The organism is Paenibacillus sp. J31R120 (assembly GCF_056269225.1).
Window position 1 is genome coordinate 673,757 of the sequence record NZ_JBWDNN010000002.1, and the last position, 26,230, is coordinate 699,986.

Below are 26,230 nucleotides of genomic sequence, written 5' to 3' on the forward strand. Positions count from 1 at the left end.
TAGTTGCGAATTTTAGATGATTGTGTTGAATAATAGGATTTTAATGCGCTTACATTCGGATTAGAATGAATCTACATTCAAACAAGGGGTGAAGGAATAATGAGAAAGTGGCTGAGCACGTCAATTATTCTAACAATGTTGGTTGCAATACTCGCGGCATGCGGCGGCAACTCTAACAACGGTGCATCGGGCGGCTCGAACAAGCTGGTCGTTTATACACCGAATAGCGAAGCTATGCTGAATGCACTTATCCCATCGTTCGAGAAACAGACAGGCATTACGGTGGAGCTGGTGTCTGCAGGCAGCGGCGAGCTGATCAAGCGTATTCAGTCGGAGAAAGCCAATCCTTACGCTGACGTCATGTTTGGAGGCGCTTTCGCGTTGTACCACGACAATGCAGACCTGTTCGAGGAATACGTCTCGGCGAACGACAAGGATCTGCTAGAGGGACATCAGAACAAATCGGGAGTTATGACACCCGTCGTATCGGACGGCAGCGTATTGCTGGTGAACACGAACCTGGCGGGCGACATTGAAATCAACGGCTATGAAGATTTGCTGAATCCGGCCCTGAAGGGCAAGATTGCGATGGCGGACCCTGCTAACTCCAGCTCGGCCTTCGCTCAGCTAACCAACATGCTGAAAGCAATCGGCGGCGACTATACATCCGATGCCGGATGGGACTATGTCGCGAAGCTGCTAGAGAACATTGACGGCAAAATCGCGGGAAGCTCCAGCAAAGCTCACAAGAGTGTAGCCGATGGCGAATATGTTGTTGCCCTGACTTATGAAGATCCGGCAGTCAGCTATGTAAAGGACGGCGCTGCGGTGAAGGTTGTCTTTCCAAAGGAAGGCGCTGTGTTCCTGGATGCAGGTACAGGCCTCGTGAAAGGCAGCAAGAACCAGGAAAATGCGAAAAAATTCATTGACTATTTGATCTCGAAAGAAGGTCAAGACGCGATTGGACAACAAACAACGAATCGTCCGCTTCGCGCCGACGCGGCGATCAGCGACTTCATGACGCCAATCGATCAGATCAATGTGATTCAAGAGGATGTAGCTTACGTCGCAGAAAACAAACCATCCATTGTAGAACGCTACACAGACCTGTTCACACAAATTGCGAAATAACACAATATCAAACGGATTAATAGGAAAGCGGGTGCATAACATGAGCGTTGCGATATCGTTCCAAGACATCGTAAAAAAATATGGCGACACCACCGTTATCCCCGAGCTGAATCTGGACATCAAGAAGGGTGAGTTCTTCACCCTTCTGGGTCCTTCGGGTTGCGGGAAAACAACATTGCTTCGTATGGTGGCGGGCTTTAACAGCATTGAAGGCGGGGCGCTTGCCTTCAACGACAAGGTCATGAATGACGTTGCGCCGGGGAAGCGGAACATCGGGATGGTATTCCAGAATTACGCGATCTTCCCGCATCTCAGCGTATCGGATAACGTCGCATTCGGCCTGCAGAACCGCAAGGTAGCGAAAGCGGAGCAGCAGCGCCGAGTGAGCGAGATGCTGTATACGGTGCAAATCGACCAATATAAAAATAGAATGCCCAAAAATCTATCGGGCGGCCAACAGCAGCGTGTAGCGCTGGCGAGGGCCATTGTCATCAATCCAGACGTGCTGCTCATGGATGAGCCGCTATCCAATCTGGATGCGAAGCTGCGCGTAGATATGCGTAATGCGATCAAGTCCATTCAGCGCGAAGTCGGCATTACGACGGTATATGTGACGCATGACCAGGAGGAAGCGATGGCAGTCTCCGACCGTATTGCGGTCATGAACTCCGGCGTTATCCAGCAGATCGGTACGCCGAGAGAAATTTATCAGCGACCGGCGAATCTGTTCGTCGCAACCTTCATCGGACGGACAAACGTCATTGACGCCAAATTGGAGACGGGTGAAGATGACAGCGCAGTCATTCGCGTCGGACGTGATTATGCAGTGTCGATACCAGAGCTGGGGACATTGGTGAAGCCCGGTCAGTCCATCGATGTTAGACTTTCCGTACGGCCGGAGGAATTCGTGCTGTCTGAGGATGGCAAAGGACTCGCGGGGAAAGTTGTGAATAACGTCTTCCTGGGCTTGAACACACACTTGATCGTGCTGCTCGATAATGGGCAGGAGGTTGAGATTATCCAGCAATCGACTGCAGCCGAAACAGCAGAAATTGGGCAGACCGTAAGGCTCGCTATCCTCACCGAAACGATCAATATCTATGACGCCGCAGGAGAGCGCAACCTTAATCGGGGGACAGGACAATGAACGCCCGTATGAAACGGTGGGACATCTGGTCTCTCATCACATTTGTTATCTTTGCCGGATATTTGATTTTCCTGGCTTTGCCGTTGTTCATGCTGCTGATCAAAAGCTTCTTCGACGGCTCAACAGGCGAGTTTTCCTTGGATTACTTCACGAAGTTTTTCAGCAAAGCCTATTATATGAACGCCGTTTGGAACAGTATAAAGGTGACGGTGTGCGTAACGCTGCTCTCTGTGGTGGTGGCCGGTCCGCTTGCCTACATCATGACGATTGCCAAGATCAAAGGCAGCGGTACGGTACGCATCCTGATCTTGATCTCGTCGATGTCCGCTCCGTTTATCGGCGCGTACGCTTGGATTTTGCTGCTTGGACGCAGTGGCGTCATTACAAAATTCTTTTACGATGTCTTCGGCTTCCGCATGCCTGACATCTACGGGTTCACCGGCATTCTGCTCGTTCTGACGCTGCAATTGTCCCCGCTCATCTTCATGTATGTATCCGGGGCGCTGAAAAATGTCGATAACTCTCTTATGGAAGCTGCGGAAAGCATGAACTGTACCGGTCTCAAAAAGATGTGGAAGATTCTCGTGCCTTTGATTACACCGACGCTGCTTGCTGGCGGCTTGCTCGTCTTCATGAGAGCTTTCGCGGATTTCGGTACGCCGATGCTGATCGGCGAGGGCTTCCGCACGGTGCCAGTCCTGATCTTTAATGAATTTATTAGTGAAGTCGGCGGGGATGACGGATTCGCTGCCGCCATTAGCGTTATCGTTGTGGTGTTCGCGACTGCTGTGTTCCTGCTGCAGAAGTTTGTAGCGAATCGGAAGTCCTACAGCATGAGCGCGCTCAATCCAATCGAACCCAAGAAGCTGAAGGGCTTTGCGAATGTAGCGGCTCACGTCTATGTCTACCTGTTCACGATTCTGGCGATGATGCCGCAAGCTTATGTGGCGTATACGTCCTTCCAGAAGACATCGGGCAAAATTTTTGTAGACGGTTATTCACTGGACAGCTACCGTGCCGCCTTCTCGAAGGTGGGCGATTCCATCTATAATACGTTTATGATCGCGGGCATTACGATTGTAATCATTACGATATCTGCTATGCTTATCGCGTATGTAACGGTGAAGCGCAAAGGTGCGGTTGCCAACCTGCTGGATACGTTCACGATGCTTCCGTACATTGTGCCGGGCTCCATTCTCGGTATCGCGCTGCTGGTGACATTCAACAAGCCGCCGCTGGTACTCAGCGGAACGGTCGTCATTCTGATCGCGGCTTTCACCATCCGGCGCCTGCCGTATACGATTCGCTCCAGCGCAGCTGTGCTGCATCAAGTGAATGACAGCATTGAGGAAGCAGCGATCAGTCTGGGCTCTTCGACCATGAGGACGTTCTTCAAGATTACCGTTCCGATGATGATCTCCGGCGTATTCGCCGGCGCCATTATAAGCTGGATCAGCATTATAACTGAATTAAGCACTTCGATTATTCTCTACACCGGGAACACGAGAACGATGACCGTCGCTGTCTATACGGAAGTCGTACGGGGCAATTACGGCGTAGCCGCCGCATTATCCACGATGCTGACGGTCATCACCGTCATCTCGCTGCTCTTGTTCTTCAAGCTGTCGGGCAAAAAAGAAGTGACCATGTAAGTCCGGACCGGGGCTCGCGCAAGCGAGTTCCGGCCTTTTGTCCATTCAGAGAAGGACATCAAGGCAAGGCATAGCCTTTCCGTAAGCTGCAAAAAATAGGAGACGCATGAAAGGGGAGAGGCAGGGTGGCCAAAGGGAGCTTCAAAGATTCGCTGCGCCGGATGTTTCTGCTGCATACGCTAGTGCCAATCTCGATTCTGTTCGTCCTCTTCCTGCTGTTCATGATGATTAACTCGCGGTTGCTGCTGGTCAGCCAGACGGCAGATGCCGGCAAAAAGATCAAGTCAGCTATGGAGAGTGTATACGCTTCCTACGATAAGGAGATGAATGCGGCCGCTGAGCTTGGGGCGGTCATTTCCTTTGTGGAGACGGGGCAAGGGGGGACTGAATTGTTCGAACGATTCTACAGCTTCAATAGCCGTCAGCAGGTGAAGAGCATTATGCATATCCTTAGTCCCGACGGTCATATTATGGCGTCTTCCGCAAATTACGGCTCGGAATCGACGGATCAGGCGCTGCAAGCCATCGTCCGCAGGATGAACAGGCAGGGCTTGTCTTCACTTGCGGAGACGAATCATATTCGCTTTTCACAGGACCGGTATACGGCCTACACCTTTGCGAGAGCGATTCCAAGCGGCAGCGGAGTTGTCGGCTACTTGATCTATCAGCTGTATGAAGAAGACTTTCAGAACCTTATCTTTGTGCAAAACAATGAAATAGCCGCAGTAACGGACTCTTATCATAATATTATTGCAACGACGAGCAATCTGACGCGCGGGATGATGAACAAGTATAGCCTGGCGGGCGAGCCGCAGGGCTTTGTCTGGATTGATAAGGGACGGTATTACAGCAAGGAAACATACGTGCCTGCCTCGCAGTGGCATATCTATACGCTCAGCGCCGCTCAATGGAATCATGCGGCTTACTTGTCACTGGCTGTCTTCTTTGCGCTTGCGAGCTTGCTGCTATGGATTCTGATCCGGTATTCCGCCCGCCTCATTTCTACTCGCCAGTCACGCGCGATGGATAAGCTCACCTTTGCCGTCCGAGAATTGCAGTCGGGCAATATGGATGCGTATGTCTATATTGGAACTGGAGACGAATTCGATACGCTGGCGAATCAATACAATCTGATGCTTAGGCGGCTTAACGAGCTGATAGCCAAAAACGAAGAGTTGTCGGATTTGCGCCGGGTGATTGAGGTGAAGCATCTTCAGTCACAGTTTCATCCGCATTTTATTTTTAACGTACTTGAGATGCTTAGGTACGCCATTGTCGTAGACGACAAGCTGGCGCAGGATATCGTATTGACGCTGTCCCGGCATCTGCGCTACAGTATCGGCAATGAGCGGGATCAAGTCGTGCTCGGCACTGATCTGGAGTATATTGCAGGTTATATGAAGCTGCAGCAGATGCGATTCAAGGACAGGCTTAGCTATCAGGAGAAGGTAGGAGAAGCGGCGAAGGGTGCGCTCGTGCCTAGACTGATGCTGCAGCCGGTTATTGAGAATGCAATCAAATACGGGTATCGCCGGCGTCAATCTGTCTCGATCTCAGTAGTCGGATATGTGAGGGATGATGACCTGATTATTGAGGTGAAGGATGATGGGGGCGGCATGAGCGAAGAGCGTCTCACGGAGGTGCGGGCTATCATGCTGTCGCAGGATAACCGCGCGCCGCATATCGGCCTTCATAATTTGCATAGAAGATTGGTGCTGATGTATGGAGATCGTTACGGTATAGGGATCGACAGCGTCGAAGGCGAAGGGACGGCTGTGACCTTCGTGCTGCCGTACCGGAAGGAGGAAGCGGATGTTCAAGGTGCTGCTGGTGGAAGATGAAGAGATGATTCGGAAGGGACTCCGTTTTACTTTTGACTGGATGGGCGCGGGCTGTGTCGTGGTGGGCGAAGCGGAGAACGGAGAGGAAGGGCTGCGGCAGATTGCCGCTCTTCGGCCGGATATCGTCATCGTCGATGTCAATATGCCGCTGATGGATGGCATAGCCATGATCGAGCAAAGTGTAGAAGGAGCGTCATGCAGCTATATTATCCTGTCGGGCTACGATGAATTCCGGCTTGCCAAGGCGGCTATTCGGCTTGGCGTGACGGAGTATTTGCTCAAGCCGCTGGAGCAGGAGCAGCTGCTGGCCGCCTTGGAGCGTGCGAAGAGCCAGGTGGAGATGAAGCAGCAGTACGCCGCGATGAAGACATCCGGGACGGGGAGCGGAGAAGCCCAGCAGGCTTCGGTGGTGAAGCTGCCGGGCAAGTCGTCCCGTTACGTGTCGAAGATGCTTCAATATGTGCAGGAGCATTATAAGGAGAAGATCAGCATCAAGGATTTGGTGGAGAAGCTGGAGGTCAGCGCGACGTACCTGAATCAGAAGTTCAAGAGCGAGACGACCTATACGTTCAACGACTTTCTGAACCGCTATCGCATCCAGAAAGCGATGGAGATGCTTCAGCACAGCGACGAAAAGGTCTATGCGATTGCTGCCGATGTCGGCTTCAAGGACTACAAATATTTTATCGCGATCTTCAAAAAATACGCAGGCTGTACGCCTAGCTACTATCAGGAGACGTACGGCCACGGGGTGAAGGAGGACCATGATGCGAACGGTTAGAACTGGATGGCGATTTTGCCAAAGTACGATCCTTTCGCCAGATGGCCGAGTGCTGCGAGCGCTTGCGTGAACGGATAGACGGTATCGACGACAGGGCGAAGCTCGTAATGGGCGATGGCGGCATTCATCCGCTCGAACATGTCCCTGCTGCCTACGTTGATCGCTTGAAGCCTTGCTCTTCTCAGGATGGCTGGTACGATGGCAAGGCCTTCGACACTCGCTCCCGACAAAATGCCGACGATACTGATCTGGCCGCCGACCTTTAATGCGGAGATGGAGCGATTGAGCGTTGCTCCGCCGCCGAGATCGACGATATGATCGGCTCCGCGGCCTTCGGTGTAAGCGAGTACAGCCTGATCCCATTGCGCGTTGCTCTTGTAATTGATGCCGTGGTCGGCACCTAAGGCTTTCGCCTGAGCCAGCTTGGCATCAATGCTAGATGTGACGATAACCTTGGCACCCTGTAGCTTGGCAAATTGAAGGGCGAAGAGCGAGACGCCTCCGGTTCCCTGGACGACGACGGTGTCTCCTGCCTTCACCTTGCCTTCCTCGACAATGGCATGCCAGGCCGTCACTCCGGCGCAGGGCAGCGTCGCCGCTTCGATATCCGTCAAGTGCTCGGGGACGCGAACCAGACCTTCCTCGGGAAGGACAACATATTCCGCAAGTAAGCCTTGAAGCGGGCTTCCTAGCGAAGTGATCCAGTTCTCTCGCGTAGCCTCGCCAGATCTCCAGCTTTGGGTGAAGATCGGGCTTACTCGTTCACCTATTTGGAACTTGCCAGCATGCTCTCCTAACGCAATAACCTCGCCTACACCATCCGATACCGGAACGAGCGGTTCACTCAGCTCAGGGTTATAGAAGCCGTCGATGACTCCGATATCGCGCGCATTCAGCGACACGGCATTCATTCGAAGGAGCACTTCACCCCTTGCCGGGGACGGGATCGGCAGATCTGCTTCAGTGACATGATCGAGGCCAAAGCCTCCTTGGATAACGTATGCTTTCATCATTCCTCACTCCTTATAGGGGTATAGACACACCTTAATTCATGAACTAAGATGGTGCTAGACGGCACTTTAAAGTCGGTTACGAACCTGAAGGTGCGTGAGGGGAGGCGGAGGTTATGAAGCCTGCGGATATTTCACATACAGCATGCAGCTATACCCATGTCCTGGAGATCATCTCGAACAAATGGACCGCGCTTGTCATCTACTCTCTCGAAAACGGAACCATTCGTTATGGAGAGATCAAGAGGCGCATAGAGGGCATCTCGCAAAAAATGCTGACGCAGACGCTGAGGCAGCTGGAGCGAGACGGTCTGGTTGCACGGAAAGTTACGCCGTCTGTACCGCCCATTGTGGATTATACGTTGACCCCGCTAGGGGAGACGCTTATTCCTTGCATGAAGATGCTGAAGGAGTGGGCAGCCGAGCATTATCCATCGGTTCAGAAGGCAAGAGAGAGCTATGGGCTTGGCGAAGAGGATGCTGCCGTTCGCCAGCTGGAGAGCTGAGGTTTTATAGACATGCTGATACGGCCAGAAGGACGCTTTTTCTAAAAAAGCATCCTTCTGGCCGTTTTTATTGAACACCGCTAGATCCCCGTTACAACAAGCAACCCGTTTATCGGTTTTCCCGTATGAGATCAATCACTTCCAAATCCGACATTGGCGCCAGAAGTGTTGATGAATCCGACACTTGCTCCTAATCTAATGATTTGTTCAAGAAGTGCGAGGTAGTACAATAAAGATGTGAACAAAATCGCACAAGTTGCAATGGCTTCAAACCCATTGGGACAAGTGCTTTTGTAAGGTTGTCCTGCGCAGACAGCTACTAAAGTTTTATTTGATATAAAGTACGAGATGGGTATGTAAATTCGGATATAGAGCCTAATAGCGGCGAATCCTAAGATGTCTTGGGTATAAATCTAAAGGAGGCTTATTCATATGGGAAAATTCGATGGAAAAGTCATTATTATAACCGGTGCGGCAGGCGGAATCGGTAAAGTAACCGCACAGAAATTGGCTGAGCAAGGAGCAAATCTTGCTTTAGTCGATTTGAAATTGGATGCAGTACAGGCCGTTATTTCGGAATTGGGCCTAGATGAGGGCAGAGTGATTGCCCTGCAAGCGAATGTAGCTAAGGAAGATGAGGTTAGAGCTTATGTAGACGCTACGCTCGCCAAATTCGGAAAAATCGACGGCTTCTTCAACAATGCCGGTATTGAGGGCATTACAGCCAATGTAGAGGATTATCCTACAGAAATCTTTGAAATGGTTCTGAATGTCAATGTGAAGGGTGCTTTCTTCGGTCTGAAATACGTCGTTCCAGCAATGAAAAAGCAAGGCTACGGCAGCATTGTGAACACCGCTTCCGGCGCTGGTCTGATCGGCTCGCCCGGATTTGTCGGCTACAACAGCTCCAAGCATGCTTTGATCGGGATGACTCGCGTAGTTGCACTGGAGACAGCGCCATTCGGCGTTCGCGTCAATGCTGTAGCGCCTGGTGTTATTAACACCCGCATGATGCGCCAGATCGAAAAAAATACGGTGCCTCAGGATGCCGAAGGAGCAAGAAAAGCATTCGGCGCAGCCGTGCCGATGGGCCGCTACGGCGAAGCGGAAGAAGTAGCCAATGTGGCGATCTTCCTGCTGTCCGACGACTCATCCTATGTCACACAATCCATCTACACCGTTGACGGTGGTCAGATGAATCAATAATGTTACAAGCATACGAATGGATGAAGCCCCGGGCCCTGTGTCTGGGGTTTTTGTCATGCAATTGTGCCGGTGCCCTAACTCCTCTTAAAGTGAAAATAGACACCAGATGCAATATGGAATAAGATGGAACTAAAAAGGAAGGAGGAAGTTTAAGTGTATAGTGAGGGGAAAATTGCTATATTAGCATCTTTGGTAGGTATGGTGTTTCTTACAGTTGCTTTCTTCCTTGGCCTCCTAATGATTGGAATTATCTTCTTCCCCATGATCTGGGGGCTGACTTATAAAGGTATAGCAAAAATGATTAAATCATATGATTTTCAAAAATAAAGCTAAAAAATGAAGTGATATTCAACTGACTAAAACCAGCCGCCGTTAAATGGCGACTGGTTATTTTGCTTTTTCTGCGATTGATCTTTTGCGATTAAATAAGGAGTAGAGCTAAAACAGCTGACGAGCGCCCCAGTCTTCATGTAGCAGCGCGGTTCCTGGAACAGGAAGCCGCAGAGCTTCCATCGCTTCATATAGGTATTCGAAACGGTACTGAATGCCATGCCCGGCTGTAAGCCATCCATTGCTGCGGGATTGTTCCCGGTTCAGCCGGTTCAAGCTGGTTAGTTCTTTATCGTACAGGGCTGAATCCCAGCGTACGCTTGCTACGATGGAGGCGGCGACTTCGGCTGGTATGCCCTGGCGTCGCGAGATGATGCTCGCCGCCCGAAGCGGGGACGACCGTACAAATTGATGCACGCGCAGATGCGCTTTGAGATAAGCCACAATGACGGCGGGATGGCGGCTTGCCCAAGCTTCGTCGACGACGATGCCGGTCAGGAAGTCGTCTCCCGGCTCTTCTTGAGCCAGTACCCGACCTATTCCGTGATGCTTGGCTAGGCTGATATAGGGTTCATTCAGCACGCTCCCGGACAGCTCCTGCCGCATCATAGCTGTGATGCTCTCATCCAGCTCCTTATGCAAAACCTGGCTGTCTTCAATCCCGAAGGTACGAAGGATATTAGCCATGCGCCCGCCAGAGCTGGACTGGGCGACTGCGGAGATCGACAGGCTCTCGATATGAGAGGTGGTCCTTAGCTGAATATCATTGCGAATGACGAGAGCGATCCCTTGTCCCCCTTGCGTCTTGCCGTCGCAAGCGAGCAAGACCGGACGGAAGGAGGGAAGGACCTGGCCGAGCGAAGAGCATAGCGCAATGGGATAGTCCCCAAGCGAGGCGATATGGATATGCCCGCCGATCATTCCCTGGACAAGCTCCGGTCCGTTAGGCGCATCGCTCCATTGCACCTTAACAATCCTCCCCGGCAACGTACGGGACAATTCTTCCTCGAACCAGCCTAGCTCTTTCATCACTAAGGAAGTCCAGATTTGCGCGGAACGGCTTTGATATCCTACGTTGACGATTATGGGAGTATCGGCAGCAGAGCCGAGGCTCTTATTCGGATCATCCTCGCTGTCCTGAATTTCCTGATGTCTGCTTGGCATGTTCTTTACGCTTTCCTGCAACATGGCCGCGTTGTGCAGAATAGTTGCATGACGATGAATCCACGTCTCCAACTCGTTCTTGTCGATCCATATTTCCTTGCCGATCTTGCGAAAGGGAAGCTGCTTGTGTCTCCGCCAACGGTCGAAGGTGGATCTGCTGATGCCTAGCAAATCCATCGCCTCATGCAAAGTAAGCAAATTAAACTGCTGTAATGACATCGGATACGCCCTCCTTCAAGCAACTTGCCGCCGCTTCAAAATAGTTACTCGTGGTCATTCATGGTCATTCATGGTCACTTGCTCTTTCTCCGTTGACACATGAAATGAGGAGTCATATAGTCAATTATAAGAAATTAAACATAGTAAGTATATAGGAATAAGTGTATATATGTGACTGTAGAAAAAAGTCGCAAACCGAGTTTGGGCGAAGGGGGAAGGCCGATGACTAGCAAGCAGATGAGTCCCGGCTGGGAAGTCATGAGGGATTTCTATTGTTGCCGCACCTTCTTGGGGCGTAATAACGAGTAGACTGTTGCAAGCGGCGGGAAGAGCTCTTTTATAAATAGACAGAATAATACGACAATTGGAGTGGGGATATCATGATCAAAACAATGCGGGTTCAGCACCGATCTCAGAAAAGTTCAATTCGGCTGTTGCCGTTGCTGCTTGCTGCAGTGCTCTTGCTTAGCGCATGCGGAGGCAAGTCAGACTCTGCCGCATCAGCCTCGGCAGACGGCGAGAAGCTGGAGATTACCGAGCTTCGTTACCAAGGCAGCGTGGGGGCGGTCACTTTCCCGGAGCTGGCCGAGGATCTGGGTTATCTGGCGCCGCTTAAGCTGAAGTTTATCGGCAATACGATTAGCGGACCGCAGGATATTCAAGCTGTTGTGACTGGCGATACCGATTTTGGCGGGGCGTTCAATGGGGCTATCGTCAAGCTGATTGCCGCCAAAGCGCCAATCAAATCGGTTATCAGCTACTACGGCGTAGATGACAATACCTGGACGGGATATTACGTGCTCGACGACAGCCCGATTCAGTCGGCGCGAGATTTGATTGGCAAACGAATCGCGGTCAACACGCTTGGCGCTCATCATGAGTTTGTCATTAAGGAATATTTGCACAGAGAGGGCCTGACGGCAGAGGAGATCAAGCAGGTAGCGCTTGTGGTCGTGCCTCCGGTTACATCGGAGCAGACGCTTCGGGCCAATCAGATCGATGTAGCGACATTGGGCGGTCTATTGCGCGACAAGGCTTTGGAGAGGGGCGGCATCCGTCCGCTTTTCACTGACAAGGAACTGTTCGGCAACTTCAGCGCAGGTAGTTATGTGCTTACGGACAAATTCATTAAAGAGAATCCGAAAACCGTGAGCAAGTTCATAGAAGCGACAGCCAAAGCAATCGAGTGGGCGCGCAATACTCCGCGTGAAGAAGTCATCGCGAGATATGAGAGCATCATCCAGAAGCGGGACCGTAAGGAAGACAAGGATACGGTCAAGTATTGGAAGAGCACGGGCGTCGCCGGTGAAGGCGGCCTGATCGCGGAGAAGGAATTCCAGACGTGGATCGACTGGCTGGTTAATGAAGGCGAGCAGAAGGCGGGAGATTACCAATCGTCTGATCTGTTCACGAATGAATTTAATCCTTTCAACAAATAAGGGGGAGCGAGCGATGACTGTCAAAATAAGCATTGAGCATGTGCAAAAGTCATTTCGCATCAAGCGCAATATGGGCGCGCTGAAGGAAGACGCGCAGCCGTTGTCGGCCCTGCATGATATCAATCTTGAGGTTCGGCAAGGGGAGTTCATGGTAATTGTTGGTCCAAGCGGCTGCGGCAAATCAACCTTGCTTGATCTGTTGGCGGGATTGACAACGCCGAATAGCGGTCGCATTCTGCTCGACGGCAAGCCGATTACCGGTCCCAATTTGGATCGGGGAATCGTCTTTCAGCAATATGCCTTGTTTCCGTGGAAGACAGCGCTCGGCAATGTGGAATTTGGCTTGGAGGCGAAGGGCGTAGGTCGCGAGGAACGAAGGAAACGGGCAAAGGAGTATATCGATCTTGTCGGACTATCCGGCTTCGAGAACCGCTATCCTCATGAGCTGTCGGGCGGGATGAAGCAACGAGTGGCGATAGCGCGCAGTTTGGCCTACGATCCCGAAGTGCTGCTGATGGATGAGCCGTTCGCGGCGCTGGACGCCCAGACGAGAGAGACGCTCCAGAGCGAACTGCTGCGCATTTGGGAGACAACGAAGAAGACGATTATCTTCATTACGCACGGGATTGAAGAGGCCGTATATCTCGGCCAGCGCGTTGCGGTCATGTCCTCCCGTCCGGGTCGGATCAAGCAAGTGATCGATATTCCGTTCGAATCCCGCACCAGTGAAGAGGATTTGCGCTCTAATCCGGAGTTCGTCCGGTTGCGCCATGAAATATGGGAGCTGCTGAAGGATGAGGTGGTTCGCGCTCAGGAGCAGGAGAAGAGCAAGACGCTGGACAGCTTCAAATCGGCGAGCACGAGGAAAGGGGTGGCCAAACATGGCTAATGGAAGGGCAGGGGAGCTGGTATGGCCGAAGGCGAAAAGTCTGGATGCTGTGCGCTGGTCGTTCGCCGCTCTGAGCAAGCTATTCAAAAATTCAATCGTAATTGTGGTGCTGCTGGCTATTTGGGAGATTACGCCGCGGCTTGGCATCGTTAACAGTACCTTTTTCCCGCCAATCTCTCAGGTGCTAGCTACCTGGTGGCAGCTGTTGCTGTCGGGCGATCTGCTGGACCATACGGCAGCGAGTCTAACACGCTCTATCGGGGGCTTCTCGCTAGCTATCGCGGTCAGCATTCCGCTTGGTCTGGCGATCGGATGGTGGAAGCCGGTCGCTGAATACTTGAACCCGTTCTTGGAGCTGATGCGCAATACGGCTGCGCTCGCTATACTACCGGTATTTATCCTGCTGCTCGGTCTTGGCGAGACGTCGAAGGTGGCGATTGTCTTCTACGCTTGTATCTTCCCGCTGCTGCTTAATACGATCAGCGGAGTGAAGAATGTGGACCCGCTGCTGATCAAGTCAGCCCGTTCTATGGGGCTGAATGCAGTCAGCCTCTTCCGCAAAGTGATTGTGCCGGCTTCGATCCCTACGATCTTCGTCGGTATCCGGCAGGCGGGGGCAAGCTCTATTCTTGTGTTAGTGGCGGCAGAGATGGTGGGTGCGACGTCGGGGCTAGGCTACTTGATTCAGTACGCACAGTTCAGCTTTTTAATTACCGAGATGTACGCAGGTATCATTACGATTTCCGTCATTGGGCTCATCGTGAACTATGTGCTCGTATCGCTGGAGAAGCGGCTGACAGGCTGGAAGCAGAACGCAAGAGATTAGTTTCGGTGAAGCGAGGAGCTGTAAGTCGAAAAACACGGCTTAGAGCGTGAGTTGGCGCGCCGCGTGGTGCTGCAAGCCAAGAAACGCGGCTTAGAGCATACGCAGCTGATCTTCGAGCACTTGCAAGCCGAAAAACTCGGCTTAGAGCAAGCGCAGCTGATCTTCTCGCACCTGCAAATCGTATAACACGGCTCATGAAGCCGGTAATGGGGAAGGGGTAGAGGAAGAATGGGTAAACCAAAACGTCAATTGCGTTTGAATTTATTTATTATGAATGTCGGCCATCATGAGGCGGCTTGGCGGTACAAAGGGACTGAGCCGGAGCGGATTAACGATTTGAAGCATTATCAGCGGCTGGCCCAGACGGCGGAGGCGGCTAAGTTCGATTCTGTCTTCCTCGCTGACGGACTGTCGATCAACAAGCATGTGAAGCACGGAGCATTCGTCGGACTGGAGCCGTTCACCCTGCTGTCGGCATTGGCGGCGGTCACCGAGCGTATCGGGCTGATCGGCACCGTCTCGACCACTTACAATGAGCCCTTTCATGTGGCGCGCAAGTTCGCTTCGCTCGATCATCTTAGTAATGGCCGCGCGGGCTGGAACATCGTCACGTCGGGCAGTATTCACGAGGCGCAGAACTTCAATCGGGATACGCATCCAGAGCATGCCAAGCGCTATGAGCGAGCTAAGGAATTTCTCGATGTGACGACGGCGCTATGGGATAGCTGGCAGGATGATGCGCTGATCATCGACCGCGACTCCGGTGTATTCGCCGACCCGCAGAAGGTGCAGCCGATCTCGCATAAAGGCGAGCACTTCCAAGTGCGGGGACCGCTCAATATCTCGCGTCCGCCGCAAGGCTACCCGGTGCTGGTTCAAGCCGGCTCATCGGAGGACGGCAAGGAGTTCGCCGCGCAATATGCGGAAGCGATCTTCACGGCGCAGCAAACCTTGCTAGAGGCGCAGCAGTTCTACGCGGATGTGAAGGGCAGGCTGCTCCGTTACGGAAGGACGCCGGATCAGCTGCTGATTCTGCCGGGCATCTGCCCGATTATCGGTGCGACCGAGAGCGAAGCGAAGGAGAAGGAGCAGGAGATCAACGAACTGACGGTGCCGGAATATGGGCTCAATCAGCTGTCCAATATGCTGGGCGTCGACCTGTACACCTATCCGCTTGACGGACCGCTTCCGGAGCTGCCGAAGCTGGAAGACATCAACGGCAATAAGAGTCGCTTCCAGCTAGTTGTGGATTTGGCCGAGCGGGAGAAGCTCACGATTCGCCAGTTGCTTCACCGCCTTGCGGGAGGCAGAGGCCACCGGACGTTTGCCGGTACGGCTACGCAAATCGCGGATCAGCTCGAGGAATGGTTCTTATCAAGCGGCGCGGACGGCTTCAATGTGATGCCGCCTTACTTGCCGGGCGGCCTGGATGAATTCGCAGGCAGCGTTATTCCGGAGCTGCAGCACAGAGGCTTGTTCCGCACCGAATATGAGGGGGATACGCTGCGCGGCAATCTGGGCTTGCGGAGGCCGAATCACCCGGCTGTGCATACTGCGACAACTGCGGCTATTTCGCAGTAATGGAAGGCTGTCTTTGTTGGAGGTGGTCTGCGGAGGTCGATTCTTTTGGAATAGCCAAGGATGCCGCCTTGCAGCAAGAGCAAGCAACATCATTAACTCTGACAACCACGAATGATCGACTATAGATCGCATGAAACATGACGCATTACACTATCCCCTGATACAAGGGAACCAAATGGAGGTTATGAGATGAGCAAAGCAGAGCAATCGATTCAGAAGGCAGAGGCATTATCGATTCACCCGGTAGCAGGCAGAATTGGAGCAGAGATCAGAGGCGTGCGGCTAGGAGGAGATTTGCCGCAGGAGACGCTGGAGGCGCTGCGCGAAGCGCTGCTGAAGTACAAGGTTATCTTCTTGCGGGACCAGCAGCATCTGGACGATGCGGGACAAGAGGCTTTCGCTCATCAGCTTGGCGATCCGGTTGCCCATCCAACCGTTCCAATCAAGCAGGGCACTGAATATGTGCTGGAGTTGAATTCCGCTCATGGAGGCAGGGCCGACTCGTGGCATACGGATGTATCGTTCGTGGATGCTTATCCGCAGGCTTCCGTGCTGCGCGCGGTCGTCATCCCCGAAGCCGGGGGCGATACCGTCTGGGCGAATACGGCTGCGGCTTACGAGCAGCTGCCGGGCGATCTCAAGCAATTGGTGAACGGACTGTGGGCCGTCCATAGCAACGATTACGATTATGCGGCTCAGCGCAATCAGATCTCCGAGGAAGCTCAGCGATATCATCGAGATGTGTTCCGGTCTACCGTCTATGAGACGGAGCATCCGGTCGTCCGCGTCCATCCCGAGACAGGGGAGCGATCTTTGTTGCTTGGGCACTTCGTGAAGCAAATTATCGGCTTGTCCAAGACGGACTCCAATCAATTGTTTAATCTGCTGCAAAATCATGTGACCAAGCTGGAGAATACGGTTCGTTGGCGCTGGGCTGAAGGGGATGTCGTTATCTGGGATAACCGGGCGACGCAGCATTATGCGGTCAACGATTATGGCGACCAGCATCGCGTCGTACGCCGTGTGACCATTGACGGCGACGTGCCGGTAAGCATTGACGGACGTCGCAGCGTAGCTCGCTACAAGTCGTCCGAGGGGCAAGCCTCCGAGGCAGAATCTGCTTAAAGTTATGCCATTAAATTCGGGTTAGTCGCAGCGAATCTTATAATAGTAGAGGTTGCATCCGTTAGCCATAAGGCTAGCTGCTGCGACCTTTTTTTATTTTCAGGAACGTCAACGCATCAGTAATTAGCAGGGATGAAGGTAGATGAGTTTCCAATAACCGTTCATAATGGAAAGGAGAGTTATTCCCAGCAATCACAAAAAGTTCAAATATTGCGGATGCACGGAAAACCATTCTGCCCTCTGAATCGTGTTAGGGGAGAAAGGAGGAAGCAGAGTGAAAATATCCTCGTTAGTCGCACGCCACAACAACGTCGTATCCTATGACACTGATGGCGTGGAAAGTTCAATCCTTGATGTGTATGACCGGCACATCGACACGGTTTACCGGGTTTGCTATTCACTTATGGGCAACAAACAGGATGCGGAAGATGCGGCGCAGTCGGTGTTCGTCAAATTAATGGAAAACGACAGGCTGTTCGCCAATAGCGATCATGAGAAAGCATGGTTAATTGTGACGGCCCGGAACCATTGCCGTGATATGCACCGCAAATGGTGGAAGAAAAAAGTGGTGGATATTGATCCCAGCACGATGGAGCTAGCTGGTCTAGCAACAGTTGAAACCCGCGAGTTGGAGGACAACCTGCGCAAGCTTCCATCGACGCTCAGACTGCTCCTGTACCTGTATTATTACGAAGGTTATAAAGTAGCCGAAATCGCTGTTATGTTAAAGCTGAATCCAAACACGGTGAAGTCGCAGATGAGAAGCGCGCGGAAACGACTGAAATTGCAGATGGGAGATGATAGGTATGAGTAGAGAGGAACTAACTTCATTATTTGAAAATATGTCGCCAGACGAGTCTCAGAAGAAGAGGATGCGGAGTCATCTCATGAACCGCAAGCAGTCCTCGGAGGCGAGCGGGGAGCGGCCCGCGAGGCATCGTTACATATGGTGGGCTGCACCTGCGTTATGCCTTATGTTGGCTGTAGTCGTTTTCTTGAGCGGTCCTTTTGGAGGAACAGCGCCAGTATACGCCATTCATCTTAAAGTCGGTGAAGAGGCGCATACGTTCAAGCTCGCAGACCGTCAGAAATCTCCAGATCAATTCAGTACAACGGTCAGCAACATCGATTCTCGTCCGGGCCTGGAATTTTATATCGAGGGCGACAATATCGCCAAAATCGAAATCTCATCCGTAAACGAATACCTGTACGCCGCTGATTGGACAAAGACGCAGCACGAGAAATATTGGAACCTCGAATACTATCAAACCTTTGATGAGGAGCGGAAGATTTCAATTGCCGATTACAATCTGCTGTATGATAAAAAGATGACGATGACCTTTGAAGAGGATTTTACAGACTACGGTGAGATATGGTATTTCTGGACGGCGTGGAATTTGTACAAGTGGGCAGCAGAGGATAACTTCTCTCGTTTTCTCGGGGCGGGGCTTACTCCGCCGCCTTCAGGATCACAAGAAGAGAGGGAGATGGCAGCGGGCAGTCTGTCGGGGATAGGCCATATTCAACTGGAAGGCTATCCTGAAGAGCTGTTGCAGGATACCATAACGATTGTCATTACAGATCGCGATGGCAATATTACGACGAGATCTATTCATGTCAAAGTCAGCAATAATGAATTATCCCAAACTGTCGTTACAGCCAACTTGGTCAATGAGCCATAAGCCCATCCTTCAAAACATGTCTTGCATGCGGTAAAATGTGCTTATGATTGTGTTTGAAGGGAAATCGGGGGAAACGTAATGATCGAAATTCGAAAGCTCGCACGCGGGGATGGCGACGGATGGAAGGATATCGACGACCGCTTTACAATAGACTCGGCTCTTGTTCTTTCCATGGCCGATGGAGAAATTAGCTATACCGTGCAAGAAATGCCCGGCTACGTGAAAAGCTATGCAGAGACAGCGGCAGAAGAAGAGACGGATGAAGAGGATTCGGCCGATTATATCGATAATCCCGATCAGGTCATGTACGTGGCTTATGCCGGGAATCAGGTTGTCGGGCGCATCCTGTTGAAGCGGAATTGGAACCGGTATGCGCTGATCGAAGACATTGTAGTGGATGCGAAGCAAAGAGGCGGTGGCATAGGGCGGCGGCTTGTGGAACAGGCCATACAATGGGCGCGAGAAGGTGGTATGCCTGGCATTATGCTGGAGACGCAAAATCATAATGTGCGCGCTTGCCGTCTGTACGAAAGCTGCGGCTTTGTCATCGGCGGATTCGATACACGCGTATATCGCGGGCTGAATAAGAATCGTACAGAGGTTGCGATATACTGGTATTTGCTATTTGACTAAGCGAATGCACAAAAATTTTTACTTTTTTGAAAAAGAAGGTTTACCTCGGGCCCGATACTTGATAAGATAAATCACAAGAAATGCGATGAAGAGACGAGTAGATGGTGGACCATTCTTTCGCAGAGAGCTCCGGCAGCTGAAAAGGAGCAAAGAATCCATGATCGAAAAAAGACTCAGAGCAGCGCATCGGAACCTGCATGGTTGCAGGGGGTGGTGTGCCAGGAGCTCCTGTTACAGAGCTAGAGTATAAGCATGGCCCGTTCATGCCGTACTTGAAGAGGCGGATATGGCGACATATACGCGAATTTAGGGTGGTACCGCGAGAATCCAATCTCGTCCCTGAGACTGATAGCAGTCTTGGGGGTGGGATTTTTTTGTTGTTCCGAAAGTATAGCGGATGACATGTAATAATAAGACAGACATGACGAGTGGATACTACTTAGGAGGAGATAAATCTTATGGCACAATTACTGAAAGTTGGCATTGTCGGCGGTACAGGAATGGTAGGGCAGCGATTCGTACAGCTGCTGGATGGACATCCTTGGTTTCAAGTAACGGCAATCGCCGCAAGCGCAAGCTCGGCTGGCAAGACCTATGAGCAATCCGTACAGGGCAGATGGAAGCTGGACACGCCGATTCCGGAAGAGGTAAAGTCCATCGTCGTGCAGGATGCATCCAAAGTGGAAGAAGTCGCGGTTGGCGTTGACTTTATTTTCTGTGCGGTAGATATGAAGAAGGACGAGATTAAGGCGCTGGAAGAAGCCTATGCGCAGACGGGAACGCCTGTCGTCTCGAACAACTCCGCTCACCGCTGGACAGCGGATGTGCCGATGGTAATCCCTGAGATCAACCCGGGCCATCTGGACGTTATTGCCGCTCAGCGCAAGCGTCTGGGCACGGAGACTGGCTTCATCGCGGTAAAACCGAACTGCTCCATCCAAAGCTACGTGCCTATGCTGCATGCGCTGCAGGAGTTCAAGCCGAAGACGGTTGTCGCTTCGACCTATCAAGCGATCTCCGGCGCGGGCAAAAACTTCACGGACTGGCCGGAAATGCTCGACAACGTCATTCCGTACATCGGCGGTGAGGAAGAGAAGAGCGAGCAGGAGCCGCTTCGCATCTGGGGCAGCGTGGAAGACGGAGCGATTGTGAAAGCAAGCGAGCCGCATATTACTACCCAGTGTATTCGCGTTCCGGTAACGGATGGCCACTTGGCTACCGTATTCGTATCGTTCGAGAACAAACCTTCGAAGGAGCAAATATTGGAGCTGTGGAAATCCTACAAGGGCCGTCCGCAGGAGCTGGAGCTTCCAAGCGCACCTAAGCAGTTCATCACGTACTTCGAGGAAGAGAACAGACCGCAGACGAATCAGGACCGCAACATCGAAGGCGGCATGGGCGTATCCGCAGGCAGACTGCGCGAGGATTCCCTGTACGACTTCAAGTTCGTCGGCCTCTCGCACAACACACTACGCGGCGCGGCAGGCGGCGCTGTATTGATCGCCGAGCTGCTGAAGGCGGAAGGTTACATTCAGGCTAAAGCGTAATGGAAGATAGATGCTCTCTGAATTCTTTCGGAGTATCCAACGATATAAGAACAGGAGCTATTCTCATCGGAATAGCTCCTGTTCTTTTTGTTGCTGAAGGTCACGCGTAGATAGGATCATATGAACGTTCTTCCGCTATGGGCATATAATGCGGGTATTAACCTATGGAGGGAACGCCCGGAGATGAATCAATTTCCCCACATGACCACGAGTAACCCGCAGGAGTCGGCGCAAGCCGCAATTCAAGCGATTCATGACAGCCTGACAAGACAAGCTTCAATTCTAGACTTCTATTACCGGTTGGCCCATACAGCACCTAGCCCGCAGCAGAGAGCCCTTATCCATCAAGCGGTGGACAACGCGCACACGCAGTTCAGCCAGTTTTCCGAATTTTATCGCTCGTTAACAGGGGTGTCGCCATCGTACGTGGCTGAGCGAACGACGTTCCACAGCTACGGCGAAGGAGCGGAGATGGCATTCGGAGCTAGCCTGGAGGGCAGCGTATACTACCGTCAGCTGGCTTCTGTTACTCCCTATCCTTACGTTCAGCATCTCTTCTTAAATGCTTCAATGGCGGAAAGAGAGAATGTGGTACGATTTGCTGCATTGGATCGGGAACGGTCCACCGACCAGGGCGGCAAGCCGTACGTCGTCAACATAGAGAAGGTCACCGAGCAGAACAATGCGTATCGTACAGCCATTTGGACAGGAAAGCACTTGCAGGTCACTGTGATGAGCATCAAGGTCGGCGAGGATATTGGCCTCGAAGTCCATCCGACAACCGATCAGTTCATCCGCATCGAGGAAGGAAAAGGACTGGTCCAGATGGGCGATCACAGGGACCGGCTTGATTTCCAGGCGGAAGCCTCTGAGGACTACGCGATCATGGTGCCCGCAGGCAAGTGGCATAATGTGACCAATACTGGCGACGAGCCGCTGAAGGTCTATGTGATCTATGCGCCGCCGGAGCATCCTTTCGGAACCGTGCAAGAGACAAGAGCGATTACGTCGGAGGACGGTCAGGAACAGTAACTTCAGCGAAACCAGAGAGGGGGAGCGTTGACTCCCTCTTCTCATGAGCTTAAAGGTACCGTATGCATGCTGCGTATTATTGCTTGACCGCCAAGACATAATGAACATGATCGAATGCTATAATCGCATGTTCGGGCTGACTGTCGTTATAAGCTTGAAACAACTGGGCGGTAATCTCATCAGGCTGCAGATGCTTGTATATGAGCAAATGGGCTTCTTCCAGCATGCGCTCCATCTCCGTATAGGAGTAGCTGGCCAGCATGGGCTCGCCTGCCTGTGCTGCCATCATGACCTGCTTCTTGGCTCGATCGCCTGCTTGTTCCGTGAAAGTCAGCTCATCGGGATAGTCAAAGACGATGCTGCTGCCGCGCGGGAGCATGGAGGCGATATCGGACAACAATTGCCGGAACACCTCTTTGGTCAAATAATAGCTGATGCCAAGCAAACTGCAGAAGCTGATGCGCATCGGGTCAAAAGCGGGACAGTCCAGCACGCGGCTTCGCCAGTTCGGCTCGCGGAAGTCAGCGGAGATGCCGTGCAGATTAGCTGGCGTCTCGATCGGAAAGGCCGATACGCGCCTCTGTTTGTCTTCAGCCGTTGCGGGATGGTCGATCTCGAAGATTTGGAGCGGCGCTGCCCATGCCGGCTGGCGGTAAGCGAACGTATCGTAGCCCGCGGCGAAAATGAGGTATTGTCGTGCACCAAGCCGCACAGCCGCTTCGAGCGTTTCTTCGGTGAAGGCTGCCCGGCCAAGCGGCGTCGGGGACAGCTGATGGTCGACGACCTCGCGCAGCGCTTCTTCTGGGGAGCCGGACAATTCCGGACGGAAGAAAGCGACGGCCTTCGCCATGTTGCCGCTAATACCCGCATATTCCTTGTCGCTGATCAGTTGTCTGGCAAGCGGGTCATTGAATATTTTGATCTCGTTATGCCCGGCATGATAGGCTCTGGCAAATGCGCTGACCAGAGCGGTTAAGCTTTGTTTTTCCATTTCGAAATCACCTCTATTCAGTTGTAGCATTCAGCGCAATGATGAAACAATACTTGATTTTTATGTAATTTTATGGTATAATAAAGAGGTGAAAAATAAAAAGTTCATGAGATCGCCACAATTTGCGGCGTTTTTTTATGTCTTCATACGCTTTGCCTGTCTGAGCTTTTGAAGGCTGGCAGCGCCTTTTAGACTAGTGAATCTAGGCTGAGAGGCGTTTTTTTGTGCGGAATGGGTTATAATGATTGCATTCTTTTTTGGATATAGAGGCAGTTGGGTTTATGAGGGGGAACCAGAGGATGAAGCTGGGCATTGATGCTGGAGGCACATTAATCAAGATCGCATACATAGAAGGAGAGCCAGGCTCCATTCGCTATCGGACGTTTTCGTCATCTCATATAGAGGCTGCGGCGGATTGGATTCTGAAGTGCGGCCCGGCGGAAATTTGCGTAACTGGCGGCAAAGCCAAGCAGCTGGAGGCCTGCGGAGTCCGGCCGCAGACGGGGATCGTAGAGTTTGAAGCGACGTACCGGGGGGTTCGTTATCTTTTACAGGAAAAAGGAGTGCCGCTTGAATCGTTCATTCTGACGAATGTCGGGACCGGGACCTCGATTCACTACTTGTCGGAGCAAACTCATCGGCGGGTAGGGGGGACGGGTGTCGGGGGCGGAACGATTATGGGCTTGTCGTATGCGTTGACGGGACTTACCGACTTTGACGAGCTGGTCCAATTAGCGGCAAACGGCTCGCGGGAGCAGATCGACCTGAAGGTCAGGCATATCTACGAAGGGGCAGAGCCGCCAATTCCGGGGGAACTGACGGCGAGTAACTTCGGCAGGCTGAGCTCGCTTGCAGCCATGGGCGAACTAACCAAAAGCGACTTGTTGTCCTCTGTCATCGGACTTGTGGGGGAGACGGTCGCCACGACGAGCGTGCTTGCAGCGGGCCAAGTTGGAGCCGATACAGTGGTCTTCATCGGATCATCCTTTATTCGCAATGAGCTTCTGAAAGACGCGGTGGAGGGATACACGAGGCTGCGTGGCGCCACGCCGATGTTCCTGGAGAACGGAGAGTATTGCGGAGCCCTTGGAGCACTATTGCAGCTTGGGCGATAATGGGACCTCAGCGCCATGCGGGCAGTGTCAAAGATGCCTGAATTAGTTACTTTGCACCTGATAATGGACGGTAGCGATGGCCTATAATTTTGTGGAGAGGAAATATATGCCTGCACAGATATAGGAGGAGCTATGAAAATCATTCGTCTCATCATCGCAGCGAGTCTCATTCTTACAGCTGCGGCTTGTAGCAACGCGAACAATAAAGGTACGAGCGAACCGGTGAACAGCCCGGCTGCGACGGAATCGGCAAAGCCTGAGGAAAGTCCAGTTGCCACGGAATCCGCACCGCCTGCGGACAACGATTCGGAAGCGAAAAGCGGACGTATTACAAAGGAGCAGTATGCCAAAATCGAAAGCGGTATGACCTATGAGGAAATTATCGAAATTGTCGGCAGCGAAGGCGAGGTTATGGCAGAAAGCGGTAAGAAGGGCAGCGATCTCTATGTGTTCGTTGTCATGTATGAAGGCTCCGGCGAATTGGGAGCATCCGCAAGCTTCAGCTTTCTAGGCGATGAACTGCAGTCAAAGGCCCAATTTGGTCTTGAATAAATGAATCAGGCAAGCAGCGGCAAAGCCGCCGGTGTATTCTCGGGAACGAGAGCATCGGCGGCTTTTTTGCTGCACAATCGGTCGTTAATCTGCCATCATTCAGAATAAGTAAAAAGGTATTTTGTCCTTTTCTAACAGCTTTTTCTACATTTCTAATTGACAATTCATACATAACCAATAAGAATTATAAAGAAATAAAGTTTTTATGAAATGGGGTTCAACACGATGATTGTCATTGACCACGTGAGTAAGCAGTTTCAACAGCGTGACGGGAGCCGCTTTAAGGCCATCGATGATGTGAGCATCACCATTAAAGAAGGCGAGTTCGTCTCGTTGCTTGGTCCGTCCGGCTGCGGGAAATCGACAATTCTGAATTTGATCGCCGGCTTCGACCGGCAATACGAGGGCTCCATCGGGGTGTCTGGCGAGAGCATCAAGGAGCCTGGACCGGATCGGGTCGTCGTATTTCAAGAGCATGGCTTGTTCCCATGGATGACTGTGCTGGAAAATGTAGCTTTTGGATTGAAGCAGCAAGGAGTAGGCAAGAAGGAGCGGCTGGAGCGGGCTAGAGAGCAGATCCGTTATGTCCATCTGGGCAAATTCGCCGATCGCTATCCGCATGAGCTCTCTGGCGGTATGAAGCAGCGTGCCGCGATTGCGCGGGCGCTTATTATGAATCCGAAGATTCTGCTTATGGACGAGCCCTTCGCCGCACTCGACGAGCAAACCCGGCTTGTGCTGCACAAGGAGCTTGAAGATATATGGATGAAGACAGGCAAGACCATTCTCTTTATTACGCATAACATTCGGGAAGCTGTAATGTTGTCCGATCGAGTACTTGTGATGTCCACTCGGCCTGGCACGATCAAGAAGGAATTTACGGTACAAGCCGCAAGACCGAGAGACAGCGCCGACCCGCTCATTCATCATGTGGAACGGTCAGTTATGGATTGCTTGGCGGATGAGATGGAGAAAGTGATCAAGGAGGAAATGGACGATGACAACTACAGCTTTAAGAAGAACGATATTCATAATCGTGATATTGGTGATATGGGAGGCGGCATATAGGCTGATTGGATGGGAGTCGTGGAAGTTCCCTTCCTTGTTTCAGACGGTGGAGTCATTCTATACCGGCTTCGCCCACGGGCAGCTGCTTGATGCCATCTATAACTCGCTTAGAAGGCTGTTCATCGCGTTCGCTATCTCCCTGTCCGTTGGCATGTTGTTAGGCTTCATGTTCGCGAAGTTCAAGGCAATTGACGATACGATTGGATTTCTGGTCATTGCGCTTCAGACAGTGCCTAGTATTGCGTGGCTTCCTTTTGCGATTATTTGGTTCGGCTTTAATGATGTATCTGTTATCTTCATCACGGCGCTCGGCGCAACCTGGACGATGTCCATTGCAACCAGAACCGGAATCAAAAACATACCCCCGATCTATCTGAGAGCCGCTCAAACCCTGGGTACAGGCACGGGGTGGCGCATGTTCACCCAAATCCTTATACCGGGGGCGTTCCCGCATCTGATGACCGGCGTACGTGTATCGTGGGCCTTTGCTTGGCGCGCGCTTGTAGCGGGCGAGCTTATTGCGAACGGCGCAGGCCTTGGGCAGCTGCTGCAAGACGGCAGAGGCTTGGGTGATACCGCATTAATGCTGAACGTCGTCATCATTATTGCAGTATTGGGTACATTATCCGACCACTTCTGCTTCAAAAAGCTTGAAGACAGGCTGCTCGTGCGGTATGGATTGGAAAGCAATAGTAAGAGTTGACATTTAACAGTAATCATATATAATTAGTCGGAATAAGAGAAATTATTTATGTCCTTATAG

Annotated in this window: 26 protein-coding genes and 1 other annotated feature; of the genes, 23 read left to right on the forward strand and 3 right to left on the reverse strand. The window is 52.0% G+C overall.

The window, feature by feature from the left end:
- The first annotated feature begins 99 nt into the window (after positions 1-99).
- The 5 genes from AC0YNW_RS09530 (at position 100) to AC0YNW_RS09550 (ending at position 6,552) form a co-directional block, all read left to right on the forward strand.
- Positions 100-1,131 carry an ABC transporter substrate-binding protein gene (locus AC0YNW_RS09530; RefSeq protein WP_387470095.1) on the forward strand — a complete coding sequence of 344 codons (1,032 nt, stop codon included), beginning with the start codon at positions 100-102 and terminating at the stop codon, positions 1,129-1,131.
- 40 nt (positions 1,132-1,171) lie between these two features.
- Positions 1,172-2,278: an ABC transporter ATP-binding protein gene (locus tag AC0YNW_RS09535; RefSeq protein ID WP_475831743.1), complete on the forward strand. Its 1,107-nt coding sequence runs from the start codon at positions 1,172-1,174 to the stop codon at positions 2,276-2,278.
- Positions 2,275-3,930: an ABC transporter permease gene (locus AC0YNW_RS09540; RefSeq protein ID WP_387470091.1), complete on the forward strand. Its 1,656-nt coding sequence runs from the start codon at positions 2,275-2,277 to the stop codon at positions 3,928-3,930. Before AC0YNW_RS09535 ends, AC0YNW_RS09540 begins: the two co-directional genes overlap by 4 nt.
- Before the next feature lie 125 nt (positions 3,931-4,055).
- On the forward strand, positions 4,056-5,771 hold the full coding sequence (locus AC0YNW_RS09545) for a cache domain-containing sensor histidine kinase (protein ID WP_475831744.1): 1,716 nt from the start codon (positions 4,056-4,058) through the stop codon (positions 5,769-5,771).
- A complete protein-coding gene (locus tag AC0YNW_RS09550; protein ID WP_475831745.1) occupies positions 5,743-6,552 on the forward strand; it encodes a response regulator transcription factor in 810 nt (269 codons plus the stop codon). Before AC0YNW_RS09545 ends, AC0YNW_RS09550 begins: the two co-directional genes overlap by 29 nt.
- Here AC0YNW_RS09550 and AC0YNW_RS09555 read toward each other — a convergent pair.
- Entirely contained in the window at positions 6,549-7,565 is a 1,017-nt protein-coding gene (locus AC0YNW_RS09555; RefSeq protein WP_475831746.1) for a zinc-dependent alcohol dehydrogenase family protein, read from the reverse strand. The two genes, AC0YNW_RS09550 and AC0YNW_RS09555, sit on opposite strands and share 4 nt — an antisense overlap.
- A 113-nt stretch (positions 7,566-7,678) precedes the next feature.
- Between AC0YNW_RS09555 and AC0YNW_RS09560 the strand changes: the two genes are divergently transcribed.
- The 3 genes from AC0YNW_RS09560 (at position 7,679) to AC0YNW_RS09570 (ending at position 9,601) form a co-directional block, all read left to right on the forward strand.
- Complete coding sequence (locus AC0YNW_RS09560; RefSeq protein WP_475831747.1) at positions 7,679-8,068, forward strand: winged helix-turn-helix transcriptional regulator; 390 nt, start codon at positions 7,679-7,681, stop codon at positions 8,066-8,068.
- Positions 8,069-8,500: 432 nt separating this feature from the next.
- Positions 8,501-9,274, forward strand: coding sequence for an SDR family NAD(P)-dependent oxidoreductase (locus tag AC0YNW_RS09565; RefSeq protein WP_475831748.1), 774 nt, complete (start codon positions 8,501-8,503; stop codon positions 9,272-9,274).
- Positions 9,275-9,427: 153 nt separating this feature from the next.
- Positions 9,428-9,601, forward strand: a complete 174-nt coding sequence (locus tag AC0YNW_RS09570) for a hypothetical protein (RefSeq protein ID WP_475831749.1) — start codon at positions 9,428-9,430, stop codon at positions 9,599-9,601.
- A 111-nt stretch (positions 9,602-9,712) separates the two neighbouring features.
- Here the strand turns inward: AC0YNW_RS09570 and AC0YNW_RS09575 are convergent, their stop codons facing one another.
- Positions 9,713-10,987 carry a helix-turn-helix domain-containing protein gene (locus AC0YNW_RS09575; protein ID WP_475831750.1) on the reverse strand — a complete coding sequence of 425 codons (1,275 nt, stop codon included), beginning with the start codon at positions 10,985-10,987 and terminating at the stop codon, positions 9,713-9,715.
- Between the two features lie 380 nt (positions 10,988-11,367).
- Here AC0YNW_RS09575 and AC0YNW_RS09580 point away from each other — a divergent pair, with 380 nt between their 5' ends.
- The 11 genes from AC0YNW_RS09580 (at position 11,368) to AC0YNW_RS09630 (ending at position 21,741) form a co-directional block, all read left to right on the forward strand.
- Complete coding sequence (locus AC0YNW_RS09580; RefSeq protein WP_475831751.1) at positions 11,368-12,426, forward strand: ABC transporter substrate-binding protein; 1,059 nt, start codon at positions 11,368-11,370, stop codon at positions 12,424-12,426.
- A gap of 13 nt (positions 12,427-12,439) precedes the next feature.
- Positions 12,440-13,315 carry an ABC transporter ATP-binding protein gene (locus AC0YNW_RS09585; protein ID WP_475831752.1) on the forward strand — a complete coding sequence of 292 codons (876 nt, stop codon included), beginning with the start codon at positions 12,440-12,442 and terminating at the stop codon, positions 13,313-13,315.
- Entirely contained in the window at positions 13,308-14,141 is an 834-nt protein-coding gene (locus tag AC0YNW_RS09590; RefSeq protein WP_387470071.1) for an ABC transporter permease, read from the forward strand. The genes AC0YNW_RS09585 and AC0YNW_RS09590 overlap by 8 nt, the downstream gene beginning before the upstream one ends.
- A gap of 51 nt (positions 14,142-14,192) precedes the next feature.
- Entirely contained in the window at positions 14,193-14,327 is a 135-nt protein-coding gene (locus tag AC0YNW_RS09595) for a hypothetical protein (protein ID WP_475831753.1), read from the forward strand.
- 42 nt (positions 14,328-14,369) lie between these two features.
- Complete coding sequence (locus AC0YNW_RS09600; protein WP_475831754.1) at positions 14,370-15,722, forward strand: LLM class flavin-dependent oxidoreductase; 1,353 nt, start codon at positions 14,370-14,372, stop codon at positions 15,720-15,722.
- A 189-nt stretch (positions 15,723-15,911) separates the two neighbouring features.
- The gene (locus AC0YNW_RS09605) at positions 15,912-16,847 is read left to right on the forward strand and encodes a TauD/TfdA dioxygenase family protein (protein WP_475831755.1); all 936 of its coding nucleotides are present in this window, start codon (positions 15,912-15,914) and stop codon (positions 16,845-16,847) included.
- A 274-nt stretch (positions 16,848-17,121) separates the two neighbouring features.
- Positions 17,122-17,661, forward strand: a complete 540-nt coding sequence (locus AC0YNW_RS09610; RefSeq protein ID WP_475831756.1) for an RNA polymerase sigma factor — start codon at positions 17,122-17,124, stop codon at positions 17,659-17,661.
- A complete protein-coding gene (locus tag AC0YNW_RS09615; RefSeq protein WP_475831757.1) occupies positions 17,654-18,529 on the forward strand; it encodes a hypothetical protein in 876 nt (291 codons plus the stop codon). The genes AC0YNW_RS09610 and AC0YNW_RS09615 overlap by 8 nt, the downstream gene beginning before the upstream one ends.
- Before the next feature lie 78 nt (positions 18,530-18,607).
- Positions 18,608-19,162, forward strand: a complete 555-nt coding sequence (locus AC0YNW_RS09620) for a GNAT family N-acetyltransferase (protein WP_475831758.1) — start codon at positions 18,608-18,610, stop codon at positions 19,160-19,162.
- 76 nt (positions 19,163-19,238) lie between these two features.
- Positions 19,239-19,506 (forward strand) — a binding site (T-box leader).
- A 114-nt stretch (positions 19,507-19,620) separates the two neighbouring features.
- Complete coding sequence (gene asd, locus AC0YNW_RS09625; protein ID WP_475831759.1) at positions 19,621-20,709, forward strand: aspartate-semialdehyde dehydrogenase; 1,089 nt, start codon at positions 19,621-19,623, stop codon at positions 20,707-20,709.
- 183 nt (positions 20,710-20,892) lie between these two features.
- The gene (locus tag AC0YNW_RS09630) at positions 20,893-21,741 is read left to right on the forward strand and encodes a cupin domain-containing protein (protein ID WP_475831760.1); all 849 of its coding nucleotides are present in this window, start codon (positions 20,893-20,895) and stop codon (positions 21,739-21,741) included.
- A gap of 76 nt (positions 21,742-21,817) precedes the next feature.
- Here AC0YNW_RS09630 and AC0YNW_RS09635 read toward each other — a convergent pair whose 3' ends face one another.
- Positions 21,818-22,732 carry a class I SAM-dependent methyltransferase gene (locus AC0YNW_RS09635; protein ID WP_475831761.1) on the reverse strand — a complete coding sequence of 305 codons (915 nt, stop codon included), beginning with the start codon at positions 22,730-22,732 and terminating at the stop codon, positions 21,818-21,820.
- A 299-nt stretch (positions 22,733-23,031) separates the two neighbouring features.
- Here AC0YNW_RS09635 and coaW point away from each other — a divergent pair, with 299 nt between their 5' ends.
- From coaW to AC0YNW_RS09655, 4 genes are all read left to right on the forward strand, one after another.
- The gene (gene coaW, locus AC0YNW_RS09640) at positions 23,032-23,847 is read left to right on the forward strand and encodes a type II pantothenate kinase (protein WP_475831762.1); all 816 of its coding nucleotides are present in this window, start codon (positions 23,032-23,034) and stop codon (positions 23,845-23,847) included.
- A 132-nt stretch (positions 23,848-23,979) separates the two neighbouring features.
- Entirely contained in the window at positions 23,980-24,399 is a 420-nt protein-coding gene (locus AC0YNW_RS09645; RefSeq protein WP_475831763.1) for a hypothetical protein, read from the forward strand.
- Positions 24,400-24,624: 225 nt separating this feature from the next.
- Positions 24,625-25,467, forward strand: a complete 843-nt coding sequence (locus tag AC0YNW_RS09650) for an ABC transporter ATP-binding protein (protein ID WP_475831764.1) — start codon at positions 24,625-24,627, stop codon at positions 25,465-25,467.
- A complete protein-coding gene (locus AC0YNW_RS09655; RefSeq protein ID WP_475831765.1) occupies positions 25,397-26,170 on the forward strand; it encodes an ABC transporter permease in 774 nt (257 codons plus the stop codon). Before AC0YNW_RS09650 ends, AC0YNW_RS09655 begins: the two co-directional genes overlap by 71 nt.
- Positions 26,171-26,230 lie beyond the last annotated feature (60 nt).

Coding starts and splice junctions, on each gene's coding strand:
- AC0YNW_RS09530 (WP_387470095.1), top strand. CDS start 100: ATGAGAAAGTGGCTGAGCACGTCAATTATTCTAACAATGTTGGTTGCA.
- AC0YNW_RS09535 (WP_475831743.1), top strand. CDS start 1,172: ATGAGCGTTGCGATATCGTTCCAAGACATCGTAAAAAAATATGGCGAC.
- AC0YNW_RS09540 (WP_387470091.1), top strand. CDS start 2,275: ATGAACGCCCGTATGAAACGGTGGGACATCTGGTCTCTCATCACATTT.
- AC0YNW_RS09550 (WP_475831745.1), top strand. CDS start 5,743: ATGTTCAAGGTGCTGCTGGTGGAAGATGAAGAGATGATTCGGAAGGGA.
- AC0YNW_RS09555 (WP_475831746.1), bottom strand. CDS start 7,565: ATGATGAAAGCATACGTTATCCAAGGAGGCTTTGGCCTCGATCATGTC.
- AC0YNW_RS09560 (WP_475831747.1), top strand. CDS start 7,679: ATGAAGCCTGCGGATATTTCACATACAGCATGCAGCTATACCCATGTC.
- AC0YNW_RS09565 (WP_475831748.1), top strand. CDS start 8,501: ATGGGAAAATTCGATGGAAAAGTCATTATTATAACCGGTGCGGCAGGC.
- AC0YNW_RS09575 (WP_475831750.1), bottom strand. CDS start 10,987: ATGTCATTACAGCAGTTTAATTTGCTTACTTTGCATGAGGCGATGGAT.
- AC0YNW_RS09580 (WP_475831751.1), top strand. CDS start 11,368: ATGATCAAAACAATGCGGGTTCAGCACCGATCTCAGAAAAGTTCAATT.
- AC0YNW_RS09585 (WP_475831752.1), top strand. CDS start 12,440: ATGACTGTCAAAATAAGCATTGAGCATGTGCAAAAGTCATTTCGCATC.
- AC0YNW_RS09590 (WP_387470071.1), top strand. CDS start 13,308: ATGGCTAATGGAAGGGCAGGGGAGCTGGTATGGCCGAAGGCGAAAAGT.
- AC0YNW_RS09600 (WP_475831754.1), top strand. CDS start 14,370: ATGGGTAAACCAAAACGTCAATTGCGTTTGAATTTATTTATTATGAAT.
- AC0YNW_RS09605 (WP_475831755.1), top strand. CDS start 15,912: ATGAGCAAAGCAGAGCAATCGATTCAGAAGGCAGAGGCATTATCGATT.
- AC0YNW_RS09615 (WP_475831757.1), top strand. CDS start 17,654: ATGAGTAGAGAGGAACTAACTTCATTATTTGAAAATATGTCGCCAGAC.
- AC0YNW_RS09620 (WP_475831758.1), top strand. CDS start 18,608: ATGATCGAAATTCGAAAGCTCGCACGCGGGGATGGCGACGGATGGAAG.
- asd (WP_475831759.1), top strand. CDS start 19,621: ATGGCACAATTACTGAAAGTTGGCATTGTCGGCGGTACAGGAATGGTA.
- AC0YNW_RS09630 (WP_475831760.1), top strand. CDS start 20,893: ATGAATCAATTTCCCCACATGACCACGAGTAACCCGCAGGAGTCGGCG.
- AC0YNW_RS09635 (WP_475831761.1), bottom strand. CDS start 22,732: ATGGAAAAACAAAGCTTAACCGCTCTGGTCAGCGCATTTGCCAGAGCC.
- coaW (WP_475831762.1), top strand. CDS start 23,032: ATGAAGCTGGGCATTGATGCTGGAGGCACATTAATCAAGATCGCATAC.
- AC0YNW_RS09645 (WP_475831763.1), top strand. CDS start 23,980: ATGAAAATCATTCGTCTCATCATCGCAGCGAGTCTCATTCTTACAGCT.
- AC0YNW_RS09650 (WP_475831764.1), top strand. CDS start 24,625: ATGATTGTCATTGACCACGTGAGTAAGCAGTTTCAACAGCGTGACGGG.
- AC0YNW_RS09655 (WP_475831765.1), top strand. CDS start 25,397: ATGACAACTACAGCTTTAAGAAGAACGATATTCATAATCGTGATATTG.